This window comes from Pseudomonas sp. 6D_7.1_Bac1 (assembly GCF_025465945.1).
In the GTDB taxonomy this organism is placed as follows: domain Bacteria; phylum Pseudomonadota; class Gammaproteobacteria; order Pseudomonadales; family Pseudomonadaceae; genus Aquipseudomonas.
In genome coordinates, this window is record NZ_JANLNW010000075.1 from 122,395 (window position 1) to 144,465 (window position 22,071).

Here is a 22,071-nt window from a genome sequence, read left to right on the forward strand (position 1 = left end):
ACGAGGGTTTGTCATGCACGCTTTACCGATATCCAACACCCTGGCGCGGCGTAAAGCCTTTGGCAGCTTTCTCGGCGTCACTCCGGCACTGCTCGCCATCGGCCTGTTTCTGATCGTGCCGATCCTGATCGTCATCGGCTATTCGCTGATGGAGGCCAACCCCTACGGTGGGGTGAACAAAGTCTTCAGTAGCGACGCCTACACCTCATTGCTGTTCGAGCGGCAACTGGATGACAGCCTGGTCTTTGCCGACTCCTACCTGATGATTGCCCTGCGCTCGATTGGCCTGGCCGGGCTGACGACCGTGATCACTTTGTTGATAGGCTTCCCGGTCGCCGTCTGGTTGGCCATGCAACCGGCGCACCGGCGTGGGCTGCTGATTTTCCTGATCACCATACCGTTCTGGGCCAACCTGCTGATTCGCACTTACGCCTGGATTCTGCTGCTGCGCAACACCGGGGTCATCAATAACAGCCTGATGGGACTCGGTGTGATCGATCAGCCGCTGCAACTGCTTTATACCGACGGTGCGGTGCTGCTGGGGCTGGTTTACACCTACGCGCCGTTCGTGGTGCTGCCGATCTACGCGACCCTGGAAAAGATGGACATCCGCCTGCTGGAAGCGGCGCAGGACCTCTATGCCGGTCGCTGGCGAACGCTGATCAAAGTCGTGCTGCCGATCGCCAAACCGGGGATTTTCGCCGGCGCCATCCTCACCTTCGTACCGTGCCTGGGAGCGATGATCGCCCCGGAGCTGCTCGGCGGCGGGACCAAGATGATGCTCGGCAACCTGATTTTCCGGCAGTTCAGCGATGCACGGAACTGGCCGTTCGGGGCCGCCCTGTCGCTGGTGCTGATGACGGCGGTGATGCTGGTGTTGACCGTGTATGCCCTGCGCGCCGAGCGCCAGCGCATCGCCAAGGGAGGTGAGTAATGCAGCGTCTATTCAAGCGAACCGGTCTCAGTGTTCAGGACTTCCCGGGCTTTGGCGGTTTCAGTTTTCTGTTCTACCTGTACCTCTATGCGCCGATCGTGGTGCTGGTGGTGTTCTCCTTCAACGCCAACCAGTCGGCCACGGTCTGGACCGGTTTGAGCCTGGACTGGTACCGCGCGGCGTTTGCCAATCAGGCCTTGCGCCAGGCGGCCAGCAACAGTCTGTTGATCGCGGTCTGCGCTAGCATGATCGCCACCGTGATTGCCACCCTCGCAGCGCTTGGCACTTCCCGGGGTGCGAAGTTCAAAGGCATGCAACTGTCGATGGGCGCAATCATGCTGCCGCTGGTGTTGCCGGAAATCGTAGTCGGCGTCGCCACCCTGGCGCTGTTTTCCACGGTCGGCCTGTCGTTGGGGTACGGCAACCTGATCATTGCCCATACCGTGTTCTGTATCCCCTTCGCCTACCTGCCGATCCGCGCGCGGCTCAATGACATGGACCTGTCGCTGGAGCAAGCCTCGGCCGACCTTTACGCCGGCCCCTGGCGGACCTTTCGCAAAGTCACGCTGCCGCTGTTGATGCCGGGGATCGTTTCCGGGCTGATGCTGGCCTTCATCGTCTCGCTGGATAACTTCGTGATTTCGATGATGGTCGCCCAGGCCGGAACCACGACCTTGCCGATCTTCATCTTCGGCCTGTTACGCATGGGTGTGACACCCGACGTCAACGCCGTCTCGACGCTGATCCTCGGCGTCTCGGTGCTGTTCGTCAGCCTCTCTTATCTGTTGGGCAAAAAGAAAACCTGAACCTTCCAAGTACCGTGGGGAAATAGCATGAGCAAGTTGATTACACGCATCGGCACCTCGTTGTTACTGACATTGCCACTGACGATGGCCGGCAGCGTTCAGGCCGCAGAAAAACTTAACGTGGTGAGCTGGAGTGGCTACTTCTCGCCAGAGATTCTCGCCAAGTTCCAGAAGCAGACCGGCATTGAAGTCACGGTGGATTCCTACGACTCCAACGAAACCCTGCTGGCCAAGCTCAAACAAGGTGGCGCCGGCTATGACGTGGCGATTCCTTCACACCAGTTTGTTCCGATCCTGATCAAGGAGCAGTTGCTGGAACGCTACGACCCGGTCAAAGAACCCTATTACGCCGGCGTCGTCGACAACCTGAAAAAACCCACCTGGGACCCGGAAGGCGCCTATTCGGTGCCGTTCATCTGGGGTACCACCAGCGTGGTGTTGAACACCGAACGCTACAAAGGCCCGACCGACAGCTACAAGGTGCTTTATGAACCGCCAGCCGAGTTGCAAGGGCGGATCAACATGTTCGACTCGGTCAGCGACGTCGTGGACATGGCCAGCCTGTACCTGAACATCCCGCTGTGCAGCGAAGACCCCAAGCAAATGCAGCAAGTGATGAGCCTGCTCAAGGCGCAGAAGCCATTCGTCAAAACCTACAGCTCCAAGGCCGGCTCGATCCGCGAGAACCTGGCCTCGGGTGAAATCGACATGTCGACCTTCTGGGGCGGTTCGTCGATGCGTGCGCGGGAAATGAAACCGAGCCTGAAATACCTCTACCCGAAAGAAGGCGTGCTGGCCTGGGTCGACAACATGGTCATCCCCAAGGGCAGCAAGAACCCGGCGAATGCCAAGGCCTTCATCGCCTTCCTCAGCCAGCCTGAAAACGCCGCGATGACCCAGAACTTCCTCAAGCACCAGAGCCCGATCAAGGGCGTGGAACCGTTTCTCGACGCGGGCCTGAAGGATGCGCCCGAACTGCACATTCCCGCAGGTACACAGGTGGTCTTCAGCAAGACCTGCGGTGAAGGTGCGATCCGCCTGGCCGACCGCCTGTGGACCAACCTGATGCGTTGATCTTTACCGCCCCGCCCGTTTGGCGGGGCGTTTCTCCAGTCGTCTACAAGGCAGCGTCGCAATGACTTCTACTTCCATCAGCGAACTGGTCCTGCTGCAGGCCCATGAACTCGCCGACTGCATTCGCCTGCGTCAGGTCTCCTGCCGGGACGTGATGCAGGCTTACCTGACCCACATCGAACGCTTCAACCCGCTGGTCAATGCGCTGATCAGCCTGCAAGCGCCGGAAGATCTTCTGGCCCAGGCTGATCAGCGCGATGCCGAACTGGCACGTGGCCTGTACCGTGGCTGGATGCACGGCCTGCCTCACGCCATCAAGGACCTGTCCCTGACTCGCGGCATTCGCACCACCTTCGGTTCACCGCTGTACCGGGACTTTGTGCCCGAACGCGACGGCATCATGAGCGAGCGGATCAAAGCCGCCGGGGCAATCATTATCGGCAAGACCAACACCCCGGAATTCGGCCTGGGTTCGCAAACCTACAACCCGCTGTTCGGTGCCACCGGCTGTGCCTATGACCCGAGTAAAACCGCCGGCGGCAGCAGTGGCGGTGCCGCCTCGGCACTGGCCATGCACCTGGTGCCGGTGGCCGACGGTAGCGACATGATGGGCTCGCTGCGCAATCCGGCGGCGTTCAACAATGTCTTCGGTTTTCGTCCGTCCCAAGGCCGGGTGCCCTTCGACGACAGCGCCGACCTGTTCATCGACCAACTCGGCTACGAAGGCCCGATGGGCCGCAGCGTACGCGATGCGGCGTTGCTGTTATCGGTCCAGGCCGGCGCCGACGCCCGGGCACCGCTGTCCATCGCCGAGTCCGGTGCCGCCTTCGCTGCTCCGCTTGCGCGCGACTTCAGCGGCACGCGCCTGGGCTGGCTCGGTGATTTCAACGGCTATCTGCCGATGGAAAAAGGCATTCTCGAACTATGCCAAAGCGCCTTCGCCGACTTCGAAGCCTTGGGCTGCAGCATCGAACCGGCCCCTATCGACTTCGCCCCTGAACAGCTCTGGGACAGCTGGCGCACGTTGCGGCACTGGATGGTCGCCGGCTCTCTCGGCGGTGCCTACGCCAACGCGAGTCAGCGCGCACAGCTAAAGGAGGAAGCATGCTGGGAAGTGGAAAACGGACTCAGGCTCTCAGCCAGCGACGTGTTCGCCGCCTCGGTGGCCCGCAGTCACTGGTACCGCGCCATCAGCAAACTGTTCGAACGCTTCGACTACCTGCTGCTGCCCACTGCCCAGGTCTTCCCGTTCGACAAAAACCTCCCCTGGCCAACCAGCATCGAAGGCGTGAGCATGGACACCTATCACCGCTGGATGGAGGTGGTGATTCCCGGCACCCTCTCCGGCTGCCCGGTGGCGAATGTGCAAGTGGGTTTTAACCAGAACGGCCTGCCCATGGGTCTTCAAATCATCGGCAGGCACCAGGCTGACTTCGCGGTGCTGCAGATGGCCCACGCCTACGAACAGGCGAGCCGTTGGTTTGAACGCTGCCCTTCACCCCTGTTAAGTGGCGCCTTTGATAAACACTGACGTGGCAACGGTAATGTTGGCCGGCTGCTATTCATTGAACTGCCGTCGGCACGTGCTCCGCGAGAAACTCAACGAACGCGCCGACTGATGGCAGCAGACCGCGGCGAGACGGCATCAGCACACTCATCGTCGCCAAGCCCGCAATCCACTGAGGCAACACACGAACCAACCGACCCTGCTCAAACTCGCGGGAGCCAACGTAACCCGGTAGTGCAACGATCCCCAAACCTGCGCATGCCGCTGCTTTGAGCGTTGCCATGTCATCGCTCACCAGAGTTGGCATGAAAGGAACGACGACGGTCTGATCAGACTGGTGTACATCGCGCAGGTGCCACGTGTAGTTCTCCTGCCCACCGCCGAGCGCTATACCGTCATGTTCCGACAGTGCATCGGGTGCGCTCGGCATGCCTTTACGAGCGACATAGCTTGGGCACGCGAACAGGTACCAGGGAATCTGGGCGATGGTGCGCTGGACCAACGACGAATCGGGCAGCGGCGCGGCATGTGCCCGCAGACAGAGGTCGAAGCCTTCCTGCACGGGGTCTACGTAGCGATTGGTTGCGTGCTGCACGATACGCACACGCGGGTAAGCCGCCATGAAGCGGGGAATCAGTTCGGCCAGCGCCAACTGCGCAAACGCCACCGGACAGGTGAATCGGAGGGTGCCGCTCGGCTCGGCGGTGCGACGCTGCACAACGCTTTGCGCCGCCTCGGCCTCGACCAGCATGGCCAGCGCGTGGCGATGGAACTCCGCGCCGATCTCCGTCACGACGAAACGCCGTGACGTGCGCTGAATCAGCCGTGCACCCAGCGATGCTTCCAGCGCGAGGATGCGCCGGCTGATGCTGGACTTGGGTACATCGAGCGCCCGGGCCGCAGCCGTGATGCCTTGGTGTTCGACCACCTTGGCGTAGTAGTAGACATCATTCAGATCGAGCATCGCCAGACCTCGGTGCACAAGGCAGTCGACCTCTCGCGCCGACTTATCGTCCCATGGCGTAGACGATAGTTCTCATTTCCCCTAATTGCTCTCAGACTGTCCGAGTTCTACTGTTAATGCATCCCGACCCGGAGAGCCTTGCCATGAACTCGCCCCATCTCTACGAACGCCTGACCCGCGAAAATGCCATCCTGCTACTGGTCGACCATCAGGTCGGCCTTTACACCGGCGTGCGCGACATCGACACACTCACCCTCATGCACAACGTCGTCGGCCTGACCAAGGCAGCGCTGGCGCTGAAGTTGCCGATCATCGTCACCACGACAACCGAGGGGATGTGGGGGCCGCTGATCCCTGAGCTCGCCGAAGCGCTACCGGGCGTGCAGCGCATCGAGCGCACCACCGTCAACGCCTGGGACGAGCGCCGCGTCGTCGATGCGGTCAAGGCGACCGGCCGCAAGAACCTGATCGTGACGGGAATCTCGACCGACGTTTGCCTCGCCTTCCCGGCGATGTCGGCCATTGCCGACGGCTACAACAGCTTTGCAGTGATCGATGCTTCCGGCGGCTTCAGCCAGACGCAAGTCGCCATGGGCGTGGCGCGCATGCAGCAGGCCGGCGTGATCCCCGTCTGTTACTCGAACGTCGCCGTCGAGATTCTGGCCGACAATGCCGCGCCCGAAGCCGAGGCCGTCTACGCTGCGCTCGGCATGCCCTTCGCCGGCCTCGTGTATGGCCTGAAGCAGTACTTCTCACACAGCTGAACACCAACCGATCCAGCCCCTGAACCTTGGGAGAACACTGATGAATCTCAAGAAGTTGGCCGTCGCCGTCACCCTATCCCTGGCCTCCACCGCTTATGCCACCGAGCCCGCGCAGGCTCCGCAAGCCCTCAAGAACGTCGTGCTCGTCCACGGTGGCTTCGTTGACGGGTCCGGCTGGCAGCGGGTCTATAACCTGCTCACGAAGGACGGTTACAACGTCAGTATCGTGCAAAACCCGACGACCTCGCTCGTGGACGACGTTGCCTTCACCAAGCGCGTCATCGCGCAGCAGGACGGCCCGGTGGTGCTAGTGGGCCACTCCTACGGCGGTGCGGTGATTTCCGAAGCCGGTACCGACCCCAAGGTACAGCGCCTTGTCTACATTGCCGCCTTCGCGCCGGACGCTGGCGAGTCGGTGCAATCGCTGACCTCCAACCCTGCCCCGGGCGCGCCGGTCCCCCCGATCGTGCCGCCGCAGGATGGCTTCCTGGCCCTTGATCGCAGCAAGTTTGCCGCCTCGTTCGCGGGCGATCTCTCGGCCGAAGAGGCAGAATTCATGGCGGCGTCGCAAGTGCCGTGGGGTGTGGGCGCTGCCGGCGGAAAGGTCACTGTTCCGGCCTGGAAGTCGAAGTCGAGCTGGTATCTCGTCGCCACCGAGGACCACATGATCCCGCCGCCCGTCCAGCAGAAAATGGCCAAGCGCGCAGGCGCAACCGTGGTCGAGGCGTCGGGTAGCCATGCCATTTATGTGTCCAGGCCTGAAGCGGTCGCCGAGATCATCGAACAAGCGGCCCAAGGCAAGAAGTAACCCCGATCCCGGCCGCTAGACCTGTCGAGCGCCCCGAACACACGGGGCGCTCGTCTATGTACGCTTTGGGTCAGTTCCGGTCACGGGCGCTGTATGGCGCGCTTTTATTCAATCTGTGTCTAACATTCTTCTCTTGACCGCCCTAGCATCGGCCGCTCCGTCCAGGTGCATGCGATGAAAGAGATTCCCGGCAACATCGATTTTTCAGGCTTGACGGCTCGACGGCTAGAGCCAAATGACCGTGAGATGATTTGTGTGCACCGCGAAACGATGTTCCTTGAGGCGGGAGGAGACCCATCGAAGTTGCGGGTGATGACTGAGCACTTCCGGCCCTGGTTACACGAACGACTGCTAGATGGCCGTTACTACGGTTTTGCGCTGATGGACACAGGGCAGCCTGTGGCGGCGATAGGTCTGATGAATATCGATTGGCCACCTCATCCGTCCCACCCAACCTTAGACCAGCGCGGCTACGTGTTGAATGTATTTGTCGAGCCGGCCTACCGGCGTCGGGGGCTGGCTTCAGCCCTGATGAAATTGGCTGAAGCCGAATTTACCCAACGCGGAATGAGTTTCGCCGTGCTGCACGCGACCACGGTTGGCAAGCCGGTATATGAGGGATTGGGCTGGGCCGCTACAACCGAGATGGCGAAAACCTTCCAGTGACTTGATCACCCTTCCCATTACCCTGATGGCTGCTTCCAACCGATTGACGCGTTCATGAACGATGGCTGTGGGTCGATTCTGTTGAAAAAGTCGGCCATGGTTTGCGCATCAGAAAAGTATGCGTCCGAGATTGAAATCTTTACTTTTGGCAGAGACTTCCGGCCTCGGATTTCACGTAGCAGCGTGCAAAAACGACGATTTCACCAGTCAATGATCAGGCAGTTTGGGCAGAGCGACTTTTTCAACAGAATCGGTCGTTACCTGCCATTCGTGACGGGCAGAGAACGGCCACAAACCGCCGCTCACATGCATCATTGGCCGGACGTTCTGGCGTCGGCTTGCGCTCAATCATGCCGTCTACACCTGCTAAAGGACAAGACAGCGCGCGGCCCGTGCGACAGCGTGTTAGATAGGCAACATCATGCTGGCCGCCGCAACGTCTTCGTTCATCCTATCGATAACACGCATACGATTAAATCTTTTACGATTGACATCCGTCAATTCCTTCCTCATGATTAAACCCATGCGATCACATCGCATACGAGTTAACAACGCTAATCCCCTTGTCCACGAAGGAATCCATCATGACCAAGATCGAACAAGTCCTCCACTCAGGCAACAGCCACGCCACGGTAAATCGCGACCCCAATGTCAAACGCGGTGAGCTCGGCGTCCTCGACCTCAAGCTGTCAGCGCCCGACGGTGAAAGCCGCGAGTTCATCGCCACCGAGTTGCATCCGAGAGCCGAGCAGTTGTTTTCGGGCGCGTGGTCGGCCTGTTACATCAGCGCGTTCGAGATTGCGGCCTCGATGAAGAAGGTCAGACTGCCGTCCGACTACTCCGTGGACATCCAGGTAAGCATTGGGACGGTCGGTACCGGGCATTGCCTCGGCGCGCAGTTCACCATCCGTGTGCCGGGTCTGGCAAAGGAAGTCGTCGAGGCTCTTGCGGGCCTGGCCCATCAGCTCTGCCCGTATTCGAAGGCCGTACACGGCAACATCGAGGTTGGCCTGAGCGTCGTCACGGTGTGATCGGACGAGGCATGCGGGTCTCACTAAATATCTTATGAGGAATTTGGTCAACGCGAGGTTGTCATCCAAGCCAACTTAAAATCGCATGCGATTATATCTTATATGCCTTAAAAAAAGCACATCCGCGCCCAATATGACGCGCATACGATTAAATCTCGCGCGCACAAAATCAGCTTAACACCCTTATTCACGAAGGAATCCATCATGGAAAAGATCGTAAAAGTACTCGCCAAAGGCAACTCCCACGCCACGGTAAATCGTGACCCCAATCTCCAGCGCGGCGAGTTTGGCGTCTTTGACCTCAAGCTGTCAGCGCCCGGCGTGGAAAGCCTCGAGTTCATCGCCACCGAGCCGCACCCGACAGCCGAAAAGTTGTTTGCCGGTGCGTGGTCGGCCTGTTACACCACCGTGTTCGGAATCGCGGCCTCGCTGAAGAAGGTCAAACTGCCATCCGACTATTCCGTGGACATTCAGGTAAACGTTGGGCAAACCGGAGCCGCGTGGTTCCTCGGCGCCCAGTTCACCATCCGCGTGCCGGGCCTGGCAAAGGAAGTCATCGAGGAAATCGCGCACCTGACCCATACGATATGCCCGTACTCGAAGTCTGTGCATGGCAACATCGAGGTCGGCATGCACATCGTCACGGTGTAATCGGATAGCCTCTTCGCACACCACTAGACCGTGCATTCATCCGTCGCTGGGCCGTCCCGCATCATCGATCTTCATGCGCGTCGGCCACAGCATCGGATGGGTCGTGGTTTATTTACTAAGGAGGATGGAAGCAATGTTCAGTCACATAGTGGTCGGCACCAACGACCTGAAAAAAGCAAAGCGCTTCTACGATGCGACGCTAGGCGCGCTCGGCTATGGTGAAGGTTTCAGTGATGACAACGATCAGCGTCGGCGCTATGTATATCGCGCCAACACGGCGCTTTTCATCATCACCCAGCCGCTCGATGGTCAGCCCGCTAGCCCTGCCAATGGTGGAACAATCGGCTTTACCTGCCAGTCGACCGAGCAGGTCGATCGGTGGCATTCCGCCGGGGTCGCCAACGGTGGAACATCGGCTGAGGCGCCGCCGGGCGTGCGTGAGGCGGCGTTTGGCAGCCTCTATCTCGCCTATCTGCGTGATCCGGACGGCAACAAGCTCGGCGCCCTGTATTGCGTGCCGGCCTGAAACGAAGGATGGCGTCAAAGGCTCTCTAGACAAGCGGCGGCCATAGCGCCAGGCAAGTGCCGCCGCAAGGCCTCTACGATGCGAAATAGCTGGGCCCGGTGAAATTGACTGTCGTTTGCACCCTATGCGGCAGCGGCCCGACGCTCGTTATATTGCGACATAATCGCATGCGATACATAATGCTCCGTATGCCTTGTGAAACGTCAGGCTCTACCCAAAGAGGATACAGATGAAAACTACTAACCAACCGCCCGCTGCGGCCGTGCCGCTGTCAGACTATCTGTGCTTTGCGGTCTACTCCACGAACCTGGCGTTCGGTAAGGCATACAAGCCGATGCTCGAGGAGCTTGGGCTTACTTACACGCAATACATCACGATCGTTGCGCTTTGGGAGGAAGACAACCAGACCGTCAGCGGTCTGGGCGAGAAGCTGTTTCTCGAATCCAACACACTCACACCGATGCTTAAGAAACTTGAAGTGATGGGTTATCTGAAGAGGCAGCGCGATCCCGAAGACGAGCGTCAGGTGCGGGTTAGGCTCACGAAAAACGGTCGACAGCTGCGCGAAAAAGCCCTAACTATGAGTCTCTCTGAGGCGACTGGCCTCGCGCCAGACGAGTTCGCTAAAGTGCAAAAGGCGATCGTGACGCTGAGGAACAATCTTATCAAGTCAGTCCGAAACGGCGAATGAGCGATTAACGGTCGTATTGCCGCTATCCCTTTCCGGTCTTGACACATCGTGGGCTCGGCGGTCTCAGTCGCAGAACGCGAGCGCAGATGGTGTGTCGCGTGACCTTGCAGAAAAGGTCGATAGGCGGTGCAATGATTCGGTACGCGATTGCAGCCTTGTTTCCACCGGATCTCACGCGAGCGCCGAACCAGCACGCATGCGATTCATCATTCGAAAGGAAAGGTTATGAAAATCGAAGGTGCTGTCGTTTTCGTGACGGGCGCGAACCGCGGGCTTGGCCTCGAGTTCGCGAAACAGGCGCTCGATAGAGGGGCGCGGAAAGTTTATGCGGGCGCGCGCGATCCGGCCAGCGTGACGCTGCCGGGTGTCGTACCTGTGAAAGTGGACGTGACCGATCCGGCGGCCGTGGCCGCGGCCGCCGACGCGGCACGCGACGTCACGCTGTTGATCAATAACGCGGGCATCGCGCGGTTCGGCAGCTTGACAGACGACGGTGCGCTCGACGCGTTACGCGATCACTTCGAAACCAACGTGCTCGGGATGTTGGCGATGTCGCGGGCGTTCGCGGCGATCCTCGCCGGCAACGGCGGCGGCGCGATCCTGAACGTGCTGTCCGTCGCGAGCTGGGTGAACCGGCCGATCCTGTCGAGCTACGGCGTGTCGAAGTCAGCCGCGTGGGCGCTGACTAACGGCCTGCGCCATTCACTGCGCGAGCAGCGCACGCAGGTCGTCGGGCTGCATGCTGGCTTTATCGATACGGATCTGACGCGCGAACTGGAAGTACCGAAGTCGACGCCGGCCGACGTCGTGCGCCAAGCGTACGACGCAATCGAGGCGGGCGCGGAGGAAGTGTCCACCGACGAGTTCACGCGGCAGGTGAAGGCCGGGCTGTCGGCGGGCGTTTATCTGAATGAGGCGACGCCGCACTGAAGGCGCAGGAGCGGTCGCCCGTCGGGTCAGGCCGTGACGTCAATGATGCCCGGGAGCTTCACGTCAGCTTCGTAGTCGACGCCGGCGATCACGGAGCCGAACAGACGCGGGTGATCCTGAACTGATGATCCGCATGCTGATCGTCGGCTACTGCTACGGCATCCGCTCCGAACGGCGACTGTGCTAACCCAATAACAGAGCCGCAAAGATCAATGAAGGGCCGAGAAACCACTCGATGTGGTGAGTAGGTTTTCCGATGGTGGTCGTGCCTGAGTTCAGGCCAACTGAAAATCCGACTTTTTCAACAGAATCGGTCGTTGCCTACTATTCGTGATGGGCAGAGAACGGCCGAAAGCTGCCGCTCGCATATAGCCGTTGAGCGGATCACCGGCGCTGTTGTAACCGACGACATGAATGCTCGGAAAGGAAAACTGCTGGTCAAGAAACGAAATATCGTTTTGATTGAGTGTGAAGCGCTTTACTCATACATGTCAGTCTCCAGATAAAAAAATGTAGATGGAAAAAGTTAGGGGTTGCTTCGGTATCGCCCCTGCTGCCCGACCGCGTCATGCGGCAGGAAACTGCGGTACGACGAACTCCGCCCGCGCATCCTCTGCAGGCCGGCGTAGCGGATTGAGATTGACGGCGACGTGGCTGACGCCCAACTCCTGCTGATGCTGTAGCAACGCGAAGAGGCGCCCAATTCGGGGGCTGGCTCAGGTAAGTCGACGTACCCTCAAGTGAACCGCCCCATCCGGGAGGGGCTTCAGGAACCCTTTTTGGCTGCCGTTTTGACGTGACGGTGGAGGAAGTCGACCTCTGCTCGCAGCACGTCGGCGAACCCTGCTCCGCCTTCGTAGACGTCGTAGTGACCACCGGCGCTGCGGAACAATTCAGCCCGCGGTGCCTTGCGGGCAACCTCGAGTGCGGCAGGCACCGGCGCAATGGTGTCTGCCTCGGGGACGACGAGCAGGAGGGGGACACGTACGGAGGCGGCGCGTCGCACGGGGCGACGCCACGAGAAACTAAGCAAAGACCGTGCGGCCACACGGTCGTGCCACCGCGTCCCATCCTTCGGCGTCATGAGCCTCTCCCCGAACAGGCCGTCCGGCGTGGCGCCGATGGACAGGTCCCCTGGTTTTCCGTGACCGGGGATGTAGATCGGCTGGCGACCGAAAACGGAACCGAGGAGGTCGAGCAGTGCCAGCCCGAAGAGTCGAATCCCGGTCCTGGGCGGAGCCATCATCGCCGCGGCCAAGCCATCGGTGAGCGGGGCTTGAGCGACGGCCCCAGCCAGTCGAGTGTCGGAGGCAGCAAGTTCGACGACATGCATGCCGGCGAATGACGTGCCCCAAACAATGATCTGGCTCGGGTCGATGTGGGGCTGTTCAAGTGCCCAGCCGATGACGGTGCTGTAGTCCTCGCGCTGGCGTGGGACGCAGAGCACTTCGCGCGGCTGTCCGCCGGAACCGCCAAAGTTGCGGTAGTCGAACGCGATGGCGGCGAAACCCTCCTCGCGAAAGCGCTCGGCAAACGGAGCCAGTCCTCCCGCCTTGATGGCACCGATACCGTGGGCCATCACCACGGCGGGATGGGGGCCGCTGCCCTCGGGCAGGTAGACCCACGCTTCGATCGCATCACCCGATGGCGTCGGAATCTGCACGGTGAGGCGCTTGGCGGAAGAGTTGTTGGGCGTCGTCATGGTCATTGCCTTTCAATCATTGCGGCTTCAGTCGCATGGAGGGGTGCCAAGCAGCAGGCCACGCGAGATAGGCCTGATAGGTCAAAGAAATCGAACAGTGTGGTCATAAGTGCCTCACGTAAAAGAATGGAGATGGGAAAAACAGGGATTGCTTCGGTTTCACCCCTGCCGCCCGGCCGCGTCATGCGGCAGGACCCACGACCGCGCGGTAGTCGCCTCCCCGGTTGCGCACCATCAGCAGCACCAACCCCAGTACCGAGACGACGGCACCGACCATACCCATGTAGGAAATGCCGACGGTACCGATGGTCACACCGCCCAATACCGAGCCCAAGGCGATGCCGAAGTTGAAACCGGCGATGTTCAGGCCGGCCGCCACGCCATGGGCGTGCGGCGCATGCTGTTCGGCGATGCCGATCAGGCGGGCCTGCAAGGCCGGCACGGCAGCGAAGGTGAATAGGCCCAGCAATGCGACAAGTACGCCCATGGCAAGCGCCGAGGAGGCGAAAGCCCACATGCCCAGCGCAACGAGGGCGATACCGCTGATCACGATCACGCTTGAACGATCCACGCCGATCCGGTCGGTCATCTTGCCGCCAATCACGTTGCCAATCGCGGCGAGCACGCCATAGATCAACATGAAGATGCTGACCGTGGTGCCACTGACGTGGGTGACGTCCGTGAGCAGCGGTGCGATGTAGGTGTAGGCAGTGAACGAGCCGGCATAGCCCAGCACCGTGACGAGCGCAGCAACCAGCAAGGTCGGATGGAAGATTGCCTTCAGCGCCTGCCCGACCGAGTCGGCTCCAATGTGCCCTTGTTGCTTGGGCGGCTCCTTCATGCCCAGCAGCAGGCCGAGGAAGCCCAGTGCGCCGAACGCCGCGATCGCGCCGAGCACCGGACGCCAGGAGATCACGCCCCCAAGGTAGGTGCTGATCGGCACGCCAATCGCCATGGCAATGGTGAACCCCCCGAACACCACAGCCACGGCGCTGCCGGCCTTCTTCGGCCCGACGAGACGTGCCGCCGTGCTCGAGGCCACGGCGAGGAACAGGCCGTGGCCCATGCCGGCCACAAAGCGTGCAATCAGCAGTGTCGACAGGTTGGTGGCGATCGCCGCGAGCAGGCTGCCGGCGGTGAAGACCAATACTGTCACCAGCATGGCTTGCTTGCGTGACCATCCGGCGGTCAAGGCAGTCAGGACGGGCGCCGCGAAGGTCGCCCCCAATGCGTACAGGGTCACGGCGCTGCCGGCCTGTTCGATGCTGACGTCCAAGCTTTGCGCCATGACATCGGTCAGACCAATGGGAACAAACTCGGCAAGGCCCAGTGCGAAGGCACTGAGCGTAAAGATGTACACGATGAGTGGCATGAGAATCTCTCTCGATCATTCAGGAATGAACAGCCTTGGGCCGCGGTTGCCATGAATCGTAGAGAAGGTCGATAGATATGAGGAATTATCATTTAATGGTCTATGGATAAATATATTTATAGCTGAGATACTTTCTTCATGCAGATCGGTCGGCGAACGGCGCTCCGGTGCCGAACAGGTCGCTATCGCCACCAGAACCTTCCGGAGGGCGTCGCCAGCAGCGGCGTGACAGTACCCATGAGCCATCTTGATCATCTGCGCACATTTATCGAGGCTTACCGGCTGCAGTCGTTCTCCCGGGCGGCCGAATCCCTGGGCATGACACAACCTGCGGCATCCCTGCACATCCAGGCGCTGGAAGCCTTTGTGGCCAAGCCGTTGTTCGTGCGGCGTGCCCGTGGCGTCACGGCGACGGAAGCGGCTGACGAACTGGCGCGGGCGATCGGCCCGATGATGGACGGGCTGGAGATGAGGATGGCCTCATACCGTCTGGGCGGTGAGATGGGTGGCACCGTGCATATCGCCGGGCCTTCCGACTTCATTTATTCCAAGATCGCGGCGGGACTGGCACCGCTGATGGCGCAGGGGTTTCAGATCCGCGTGCACACGGGCAACCGCGACCGCATCTACAGCCTCCTCAATGCCTCGACCGCGGACCTGGCCATCACCGCCTCCATGCCGGATGAGCATTCGCATGGATTCGCTCGGCTGTTGACCGAGCGTTTTTTGCTCGTCCTCGCTCCGGAGATGGCCAAGCAATTGGGCAAGCGTCCGACTGCGGAAAGGCTGGCGAAGCTCCCGCTTATCGCGTTCGATGAAGACCTGCCGCTGATTCGGCCGGTGTGGACCGCGCTGTTCCAGTTTGCGCCAACATTGCAGGCAGCGCTGACAATCGCCGACCTGCGCATCATTCAGGACCTGGTCGTGAAGGGGCACGGATGGAGCGTTCTACCGGATTACCAGTGCGCCGAGGCGCTGGAGTCAGGCCGGTTGGTGTCGATCACTCCGCGTCAAGACGCCCCCACCAACAACCTGTATCTGGTTTGGAAAAAGACCGTTATGCGCAATCCACGCATCGTCCATGTGCGCGATTTCATTCTGGGAATGTTCGGTAGCGACACATAAGAACGTATTTGCGGCTACTGCCTATTTGCACAAAACAGCGCTTAAGGCACGAGGATCACGTTGGGCTGCTGCCGACTTCCAAGGCACCTTGTTAAGGTGGTCAGCAAAGAAACCCCCGGTCCGGGGCTTGCTCAAGTCGGGGCAAGGTCACCGTACCAGTAAGCGGCTGTGACTCCACCATCCATGAGGAAGTCGCTGCCAGTAATAAATGCCCCGTCCGGCCCCATAAGCAGAGCGCCAACGTTTCCTACTTCATCGGGAGTCCCGGCACGGCCGGCTGAGGACAGCTCTATCATTCGACGGTATCCTGCGCCGCGCGGACCGGAAAGCTCATCCTTTGCAAGAGGTGTAACGATGATGCCTGGGCTAATTGAGTTGACTCGTGCACCGCGCTTGCCCCAACGCACTGCCTCGGCCATTACGCGCAGTGCGTTCCCTCGCTTGGAAATTTGGTAGGCATTGAGCGGGTCCGTCACCTGATCCGGCTGGAGCATGGGAAGTGCAAGCAGCTCGTCAGCCGGTGTGATTGCCAGAGCCTTGTTCTGCTCCGGAGTCAACGCTGGAAGACGATGTCCTGACTGCGACGCGATCACCACACCCGCGCCGCCGCGAGCGATTACGTTACCAAATTCCTCAAGCACGAGCGCGGTGCCATATAGGTCGACTCTCAGAATCTGGGCGGGTGATGCTTGCGTCGGAGAAACACCTGCCGCATGAATTAAGCCCGTAACGGAACCAAGAGCTTCGGCCATCTCGACGAGAACGTGGACGGACTCACGCGAAGTGACATCCACGACAGCAGTGCTCACCTCAAATCCGGCTTCGCTTAGAGTTTTCGCGGCAGCGCTGGCGTTATCTTCGCGCAGGTCGGCCAGGAAAATGTGCTTTCCTGCGCTTACCCGACGGGCGATTGCCTGACCGATCGATCCCGATCCGATGACTACAATAACGTCTCTCATTCAGATCTCCTTACTGTTCAGTCGATTTAACTCGGATGCTTGTGAATGCTGTTCAACTGAATTGTCGAGCATTCGTGCCCGCCAGATATTGTTCGTCGCTGACCTTTTCCATCCAGACCACCGCGACGCCGTCGAGCGCCTCCTGCACCGCAATATGAGTCATGGCAGTGGTAGGCGTCGCCCCGTGCCAATGCTTGTGCCCTGGCGGACACCAGATCACGTCGCCAGCACGAATTTCCACGACTGGTCCGCCCTCGCACTGGGTCCAGCCACAGCCGGCGGTGACGATCAGCGTTTGGCCCAGCGGGTGGTTGTGCCAAGCCGAGCGGGCGCCGGGTTCGAAGGTGACGCTGGCGCAGGAAGTGCGGGCCGGCGCTGGCGGTGTACTCAGCATTTCTACCCGGACCTGGCCGGTAAAAGTAGCCTCAGGGCCTTTCATCGAAGTGATCGTGCTCACACGTTTGAGTTCCATTCTATTTCCTTTGCATTCTGTGATGGGATGCCAAGGAGTTTATCGCGCAAGAACTGCTGTGATTAGATGCTATTATCTGCATTGACTTATGAGGATAGCTCATGAATGGCGCGTGAAAATTTCAACGATCTGCAGGCCTTTGTCACTGTCGCGCGTGAGGGCAGCTTTACACGCGCCGCCGCGCAGCTTGGCGTGTCACAGTCTGCGCTCAGCCACACCATTCGTGCGCTGGAAAACCGGCTGGGCATCCGCCTGCTGACGCGTACCACACGCAGCGTTTCCGTCACCGAAAGTGGCGAACGACTTTTGATGACGGTGGGGCCGCGCCTCGATGAAATCGAAGTCGAAATTGCGGCGTTGAGCGATCAGCGCGACAAGCCTGCGGGCAAGCTGCGCATCACCACCGCCGAACACGCAGCCAACAGCGTGCTGTGGCCCAAACTGACCACCTTCCTTCCCGGGTACCCAGACATCAAGGTCGAGGTGACCATCGACTACGGGCTGACCGACATAGTGGCAGGGCGTTTCGACATCGGCATACGCCTTGGCGATCAGGTGGCCAAGGACATGATCGCGGTGCGGATCGGGCCGGACCTGCGCATGGCTGTGGTCGGATCACCAGCCTACTTCGAGCGACGCCCGGCGCCGCGCACGCCGCACGAACTGACCGCGCACGACTGCATCAATCTCCGCCTGCCGACCTATGGCGGGCTGTACGCCTGGGAATTTGAAAAAGATGGCCACTCGCTGAAAGTTCGGGTTGAGGGCCAACTGACGTTCAACAGCAGCAGTCCATGCCTGAGAGCGGCACTGGCTGGTTTCGGCCTGGCGTTTTTACCTGAAGATATGGTTCTTGAGCATGTCGACGCAGGACGTCTGGTGCGCGTGCTGGAGGACTGGTGTGCCCCCTTTCCTGGTTACCATCTGTACTATCCAAGCCGGAGTCAGGCTTCGCCTGCGTTTGCACTGCTGGTCGAAGCATTGCGTTACCGGGCGTGAACATATGGATCAACCGAATGCGAGTTTCCGACTGGCTGCTTTCTGGAAAGTCGAATGTCGCTTATGGGTCGAAAGCTGCCGGCTGCTTTCGACCCAAAGCTGCCTGTACCGACTGACAGAAATCGGCCAGAAATTACCGTTCGAGGTGACGATTGAAATTTCCCCCATAGCGGACGCCCAGAGTCTGCCCACCAATGTGAAACGCCTCCTGGGTGAATGCGATATCCTCGGTCGTGCACTGCGGTGCAGGTGTACCATCCCAGGACTCAAGCACGGTCTTCGCCAGTTTTACAGTGCAGTTAGGGTGGGGGCGCTTCGAGTCGAACGCAAGGAGTCATCATGAGCGCAGTGGTAATCGCTTCGATCGTATTTGTGTGCGTCTTCGGCAGCGGAATGCTCGGTTTGTTTATTCGCGTTTCCCTTCCCGAACATCACCTGAGCGAGGAGTCGATGGGTATGGTGAAACTGGGGGCCGGCCTGATGGCGACGCTCGCCGCGCTCGTTCTTGGTCTCCTGGTCGCCTCGGCAAAGGTTTCTTTCGACCGGATCGACGACGAGTTCAAGAATACCGCGGCCACGGTCGTCATGCTCGATCGCACCTTGGCCGATTACGGCCCGGAGGCCAAGGAAGACCGCGAGTTCCTGCGCAGCACCTATGCCTCGGTTGTAGAGCAGTTTTTTTCCGGAGGAACAGTCGGGACGGCCAACGTGGGCGTTCCGGAGAGGCTGGTGCGCGTGGAGCAATTTCAGCATAAGCTTCGGGAACTGGCACCACGAAACGATATGCAGCGCTCGCTTCAATCGGAGGCCCTGGCCCTCAGCCGTGACCTGGCGCATACGCGCTGGATGCTGCTCCAACCAGATCAGAGCGCTATTCCAACGCCATTCCTGGTTGTGCTGGTGCTCTGGCTTGCCATCCTCTTCTCCGGTTTCGGTCTGGTCGGCGACAACAACCGAACCGTCATCGTGACTCTGCTGGTCTGTACGCTATCGGTCTCCAGCGCGATCTTCCTGATCGAGGACCTAGCCCACCCGCTCGAAGGATTTATGCAGATCTCGCAAGCGCCGGCGCGCAGCGCGCTCTCCTATCTCGGCCATTAGGCCGGCGCTACCCAACCGCCGAGTGGCCTTCACCGACGCGATTCCATGTACGGCCGCCTTTTTGCCGCTGTGTATGTGTGTGTGCGTCCACCCGGCAGGAGCCGAATGGCAGCTTTCGGAAGATTCAACCGACCGTAACGGGTCGATTTCGGTCAGTCGTGACAGGCTGAAATCGGCTAATCCCAGCCATTCGCCGAGGACACATCGGTGTCCGATGTTGCGTCTCGAGCGGTCGTTCGAGCAGTACGCCAAAGCGCGAAGTTAGCGCATCAGCGCGGCGTGCCATGCTCCGGCGGTGAGCGACGATTACTCTTCCCCGCCACGCGCTCGCGGTTCGCGTCAGCGTATTCGCGAATTATGTCGGTCAGTGCGCGTAGTCCCGCTGGCACATGATGCCGGCCCGGATAGTACAGGCATAGCCCGTCTAGCGGCGGCGTCCAGTCTTCAAGCACCCGCACAAGCGTTCCGGCCTCCAGATCCGCGTTGACGTTCCATTCGGTCAAATAAGCGAGACCGAGGCCTGCGCGCGCCGCCGCCAGCATCAACCCCGGCTCGTCCAGCGTCAGCGCGCCGTCACCGTCGACGCGCACCGTCTCGCCGTGCCGTTGGAATTCCCACTGATAGATTGACCCGCTCGGCATCCGGCTGCGGATGCACCGGTGCGCACTGAGGTCCACGGGCGCGCGCGGCGGCTTGTGCTGCGCAAAATACGCGGGGCTGCCAACGACGGCAAACCGCTGCCTGTCGCCAAAAGGCACCGCGATCATGTCCTGCGGCACGCTTCCCATCAGCCGGATGCCCGCGTCGAACCCTTCGACCACGATATCGATCAGCCGCCCTTCAGTGACGATGTCGAGCTTCATCTCGGGATAGCGCTGCAGGAATGCGATGAAGGCCGGCATCACCTGATTCGCCGCACCCACTGACGTATTGATCCGCAAAGTGCCCGACGGCGTGTCGCGGAAGCTGCCGGCCTGCTCGAGCGCGGCATGAATGGTCGACAGAGCGGGCGCGATACTGTTCACGAATTGCGCTCCAGCTTCCGACAGCGACACGCTGCGGGTCGTACGATTGAAGAGCCGCACACCGATACGCGCTTCGAGCGCTGCGACCGCGTGACTGAGCGCGGACGTCGACACGTTAATTTCGTTTGCTGCGGCGCGGAAGCTGCGATGGCGCGCGACGGCCAGAACGGCTTCCAGTTCACTCAGGCCGGATGTCCTCATTGTCCTAAATCCTTCAACAGGTCATCCTCAATTGTACGGCTAGTCAGTGCAATGGCGACGATCTATCTTGTGCCTCTGACAACATTTTTCCGGACCAACCCCATGCAAATCATCGACAAAATCTACATCGACGGCGCCTTCGTCACGCCGCATGGCAGCGAGTTCTTTGACCTCGTCAATCCGTCTACCGAGCAGGTCATTGGCCGCGTGCGCCTTGCCGACGCCGAGGACGCGTGCGTCGCCATCGCTGCGGCGAAGCGGGCATTCCCAACGTTCTCCCGTACGGACAAGTACGAGCGCGTTGATATGCTCAAGCGCATGCATGCGGCTGTGGTCGCGAAAGAGAACGAGCTTTTCGAAGCCATTGTTGAGGAATATGGCGCACCTGTGTCGCGCGGCCGCTGGATGGCCCAACACGCGAGCAATGTGCTGCTGGAAGCGGCGAAGGTGCTTGAAGACTACGCGTTTGTCCGCCGCGCCGGGTCCGCCGAAGTGGTGATGCAGCCACTCGGCGTCGCCGGACTGATTACGCCTTGGAATAGTGATGCGGGCTTTATTTGCGGCAAGCTCGCGGCGGCGCTGGCCGCCGGCTGCACAGCCGTGGTCAAGCCAAGCGAGATGAGCGCCATTCAGACACGAGTCATCACAGAGGCGCTGCATGAAGCGGGGCTCCCACCGGGGGTGTTCAACATCGTCACGGGACGTGGCGAAACGGTAGGCGCGCAGATCAGTTCGCACCCCGACGTCGCCAAGCTATCGTTCACAGGATCAACGGCAGTCGGCAAGACGATTCTGCGCACTGCCGCGCAGACGTTTAAGCGCGTGACGCTGGAGCTCGGCGGCAAGTCCCCCGTGATCGTGCTCGACGACGCGAACTTCGACGAAGCCGTGCCGCTTTCGCTTCAGGCGGGCTTCTTGAACAGCGGGCAGGCGTGCATTGCTGGCACGCGCATTCTGGTGCCGCAGGCACGGCTCTCAGAGTTCGAGAAGAAAATCGTGGACGCAGTTGCAGACATTCAGTCCGGCGACCCGCGCGACCCGCGCACGAGTATCGGCCCGATGGTGAGCCAGAAACAATGGGATCGAGTGCAGCGCTATATCCGCATCGGCATCGACGAAGGCGCGCGCCTGATCGCCGGTGGTGAGGGGCGTCCACACGGTGTCAACAGAGGCTGGTTCGTACGCCCTACCGTCTTCAGCCATGTGACGAACGATATGACCATCGCGCGTGAGGAGATATTCGGTCCGGTGCTCTCGATCATCGCGTACCGCGATACGGAGGACGCAATCGCGATTGCCAACGATACGCCCTACGGGCTGCAAGCCTACGTATGCTCATCCGACACCGGTCGAGCAAGCGCAGTGGCCTCGCAAATCGAAGCGGGACGCGTGCTTGTCAACACGCTCGCGCACGAACCGGCTGCCCCCTTCGGCGGGTTCAAGCAATCGGGTATCGGCCGCGAGAGCGGAACGTTCGGGCTTGAGGCGTATCTCGAGCCGAAGGCGCTGCTTGGCGTCTTGTGAACGAATGCCCGCCGGGCGGCCTCTGGACCGGACGAAGCGAGACACGGTATCGCACACGTTGCCAGTCCATCAGAACGCTGCTTCGACCGCCTTGACCTCCGGACCTGACAACCTTGCCCTCCGAAGGGCCGGTCAGGCGACGCGGAGCGGACATTCGCCAAGTTGAGCCGAATGACCTCGAAGGGTCGATTTCGGTCAGTCGTGACAGGCAGAAAACGGCCAAGAGCGGTCAGTCGTTG

At 60.4% G+C, this 22,071-nt stretch carries 22 protein-coding genes and 1 pseudogene; 17 read left to right on the forward strand and 6 right to left on the reverse strand.

All coding sequences use genetic code 11. The annotated features are described in order from the left end of the window. The first annotated feature begins 13 nt into the window (after nt 1-13). The 4 genes from NTD87_RS22985 to NTD87_RS23000 all read left to right on the forward strand — a co-directional run bounded on the left by NTD87_RS22985 (nt 14) and on the right by NTD87_RS23000 (nt 4,345). Nucleotides 14-934 (forward strand): ABC transporter permease, encoded by a 921-nt coding sequence (locus NTD87_RS22985; RefSeq protein ID WP_262116491.1) that lies wholly within the window; start codon nt 14-16, stop codon nt 932-934. Then, nucleotides 934-1,740, forward strand: a complete 807-nt coding sequence (locus NTD87_RS22990; RefSeq protein ID WP_262116492.1) for an ABC transporter permease — start codon at nt 934-936, stop codon at nt 1,738-1,740. The genes NTD87_RS22985 and NTD87_RS22990 overlap by 1 nt, the downstream gene beginning before the upstream one ends. A gap of 27 nt (nt 1,741-1,767) precedes the next feature. Beyond that, on the forward strand, nt 1,768-2,814 hold the full coding sequence (locus NTD87_RS22995) for an extracellular solute-binding protein (protein WP_410017509.1): 1,047 nt from the start codon (nt 1,768-1,770) through the stop codon (nt 2,812-2,814). Between the two features lie 61 nt (nt 2,815-2,875). After that, entirely contained in the window at nt 2,876-4,345 is a 1,470-nt protein-coding gene (locus NTD87_RS23000; protein ID WP_262116493.1) for an amidase, read from the forward strand. 31 nt (nt 4,346-4,376) lie between these two features. On the opposite strand, the gene NTD87_RS23005 is transcribed toward NTD87_RS23000, so the two are convergent. After that, complete coding sequence (locus NTD87_RS23005; RefSeq protein ID WP_262116494.1) at nt 4,377-5,303, reverse strand: LysR substrate-binding domain-containing protein; 927 nt, start codon at nt 5,301-5,303, stop codon at nt 4,377-4,379. Nucleotides 5,304-5,428: 125 nt separating this feature from the next. Here NTD87_RS23005 and NTD87_RS23010 point away from each other — a divergent pair, with 125 nt between their 5' ends. From NTD87_RS23010 to NTD87_RS23050, 9 genes and pseudogenes are all read left to right on the forward strand, one after another. Then, nucleotides 5,429-6,049 (forward strand): isochorismatase family protein, encoded by a 621-nt coding sequence (locus NTD87_RS23010; protein ID WP_262116495.1) that lies wholly within the window; start codon nt 5,429-5,431, stop codon nt 6,047-6,049. Nucleotides 6,050-6,089: 40 nt separating this feature from the next. Next, nucleotides 6,090-6,857: an alpha/beta hydrolase gene (locus NTD87_RS23015; RefSeq protein ID WP_262116496.1), complete on the forward strand. Its 768-nt coding sequence runs from the start codon at nt 6,090-6,092 to the stop codon at nt 6,855-6,857. A 174-nt stretch (nt 6,858-7,031) separates the two neighbouring features. Beyond that, nucleotides 7,032-7,523, forward strand: a complete 492-nt coding sequence (locus tag NTD87_RS23020) for a GNAT family N-acetyltransferase (protein ID WP_262116497.1) — start codon at nt 7,032-7,034, stop codon at nt 7,521-7,523. A 584-nt stretch (nt 7,524-8,107) separates the two neighbouring features. Next, nucleotides 8,108-8,554, forward strand: coding sequence for an Ohr family peroxiredoxin (locus NTD87_RS23025; RefSeq protein WP_262116498.1), 447 nt, complete (start codon nt 8,108-8,110; stop codon nt 8,552-8,554). 204 nt (nt 8,555-8,758) lie between these two features. Beyond that, a complete protein-coding gene (locus NTD87_RS23030) occupies nt 8,759-9,205 on the forward strand; it encodes an OsmC family protein (RefSeq protein ID WP_262116499.1) in 447 nt (148 codons plus the stop codon). A gap of 133 nt (nt 9,206-9,338) precedes the next feature. Next, nucleotides 9,339-9,731: a VOC family protein gene (locus NTD87_RS23035; RefSeq protein ID WP_262116500.1), complete on the forward strand. Its 393-nt coding sequence runs from the start codon at nt 9,339-9,341 to the stop codon at nt 9,729-9,731. A 229-nt stretch (nt 9,732-9,960) separates the two neighbouring features. Continuing rightward, on the forward strand, nt 9,961-10,422 hold the full coding sequence (locus NTD87_RS23040; RefSeq protein ID WP_262116501.1) for a MarR family winged helix-turn-helix transcriptional regulator: 462 nt from the start codon (nt 9,961-9,963) through the stop codon (nt 10,420-10,422). A 225-nt stretch (nt 10,423-10,647) separates the two neighbouring features. Beyond that, nucleotides 10,648-11,352, forward strand: coding sequence for an SDR family oxidoreductase (locus NTD87_RS23045; RefSeq protein WP_262116502.1), 705 nt, complete (start codon nt 10,648-10,650; stop codon nt 11,350-11,352). Between the two features lie 112 nt (nt 11,353-11,464). Beyond that, a pseudogene (locus NTD87_RS23050) lies at nt 11,465-11,536 on the forward strand (transposase); the annotation flags it as partial. Nucleotides 11,537-12,118: 582 nt separating this feature from the next. Here NTD87_RS23050 and NTD87_RS23055 read toward each other — a convergent pair. Both NTD87_RS23055 and NTD87_RS23060 read right to left on the reverse strand, forming a co-directional pair. Then, nucleotides 12,119-13,054, reverse strand: coding sequence for an alpha/beta hydrolase (locus tag NTD87_RS23055; protein WP_262116503.1), 936 nt, complete (start codon nt 13,052-13,054; stop codon nt 12,119-12,121). Nucleotides 13,055-13,235: 181 nt separating this feature from the next. After that, the gene (locus NTD87_RS23060; protein WP_262116504.1) at nt 13,236-14,426 is read right to left on the reverse strand and encodes an MFS transporter; all 1,191 of its coding nucleotides are present in this window, start codon (nt 14,424-14,426) and stop codon (nt 13,236-13,238) included. A 237-nt stretch (nt 14,427-14,663) separates the two neighbouring features. Between NTD87_RS23060 and NTD87_RS23065 the strand changes: the two genes are divergently transcribed. Continuing rightward, nucleotides 14,664-15,551, forward strand: coding sequence for a LysR family transcriptional regulator (locus NTD87_RS23065; RefSeq protein ID WP_262116505.1), 888 nt, complete (start codon nt 14,664-14,666; stop codon nt 15,549-15,551). Between the two features lie 131 nt (nt 15,552-15,682). On the opposite strand, the gene NTD87_RS23070 is transcribed toward NTD87_RS23065, so the two are convergent. Both NTD87_RS23070 and NTD87_RS23075 read right to left on the reverse strand, forming a co-directional pair. After that, on the reverse strand, nt 15,683-16,510 hold the full coding sequence (locus NTD87_RS23070) for an SDR family oxidoreductase (protein ID WP_262116506.1): 828 nt from the start codon (nt 16,508-16,510) through the stop codon (nt 15,683-15,685). 52 nt (nt 16,511-16,562) lie between these two features. Next, nucleotides 16,563-16,982 (reverse strand): cupin domain-containing protein, encoded by a 420-nt coding sequence (locus NTD87_RS23075; RefSeq protein WP_262116507.1) that lies wholly within the window; start codon nt 16,980-16,982, stop codon nt 16,563-16,565. A gap of 105 nt (nt 16,983-17,087) precedes the next feature. Here NTD87_RS23075 and NTD87_RS23080 point away from each other — a divergent pair, with 105 nt between their 5' ends. Continuing rightward, a complete protein-coding gene (locus NTD87_RS23080) occupies nt 17,088-17,981 on the forward strand; it encodes a LysR family transcriptional regulator (protein WP_262116508.1) in 894 nt (297 codons plus the stop codon). Nucleotides 17,982-18,320: 339 nt separating this feature from the next. Beyond that, nucleotides 18,321-19,082, forward strand: coding sequence for a DUF4239 domain-containing protein (locus NTD87_RS23085; protein ID WP_262116509.1), 762 nt, complete (start codon nt 18,321-18,323; stop codon nt 19,080-19,082). Nucleotides 19,083-19,351: 269 nt separating this feature from the next. On the opposite strand, the gene NTD87_RS23090 is transcribed toward NTD87_RS23085, so the two are convergent. Next, the gene (locus NTD87_RS23090; protein ID WP_262116510.1) at nt 19,352-20,308 is read right to left on the reverse strand and encodes a LysR family transcriptional regulator; all 957 of its coding nucleotides are present in this window, start codon (nt 20,306-20,308) and stop codon (nt 19,352-19,354) included. Nucleotides 20,309-20,410: 102 nt separating this feature from the next. Between NTD87_RS23090 and NTD87_RS23095 the strand changes: the two genes are divergently transcribed. Then, a complete protein-coding gene (locus tag NTD87_RS23095; RefSeq protein WP_262116511.1) occupies nt 20,411-21,832 on the forward strand; it encodes an aldehyde dehydrogenase family protein in 1,422 nt (473 codons plus the stop codon). Nucleotides 21,833-22,071 lie beyond the last annotated feature (239 nt).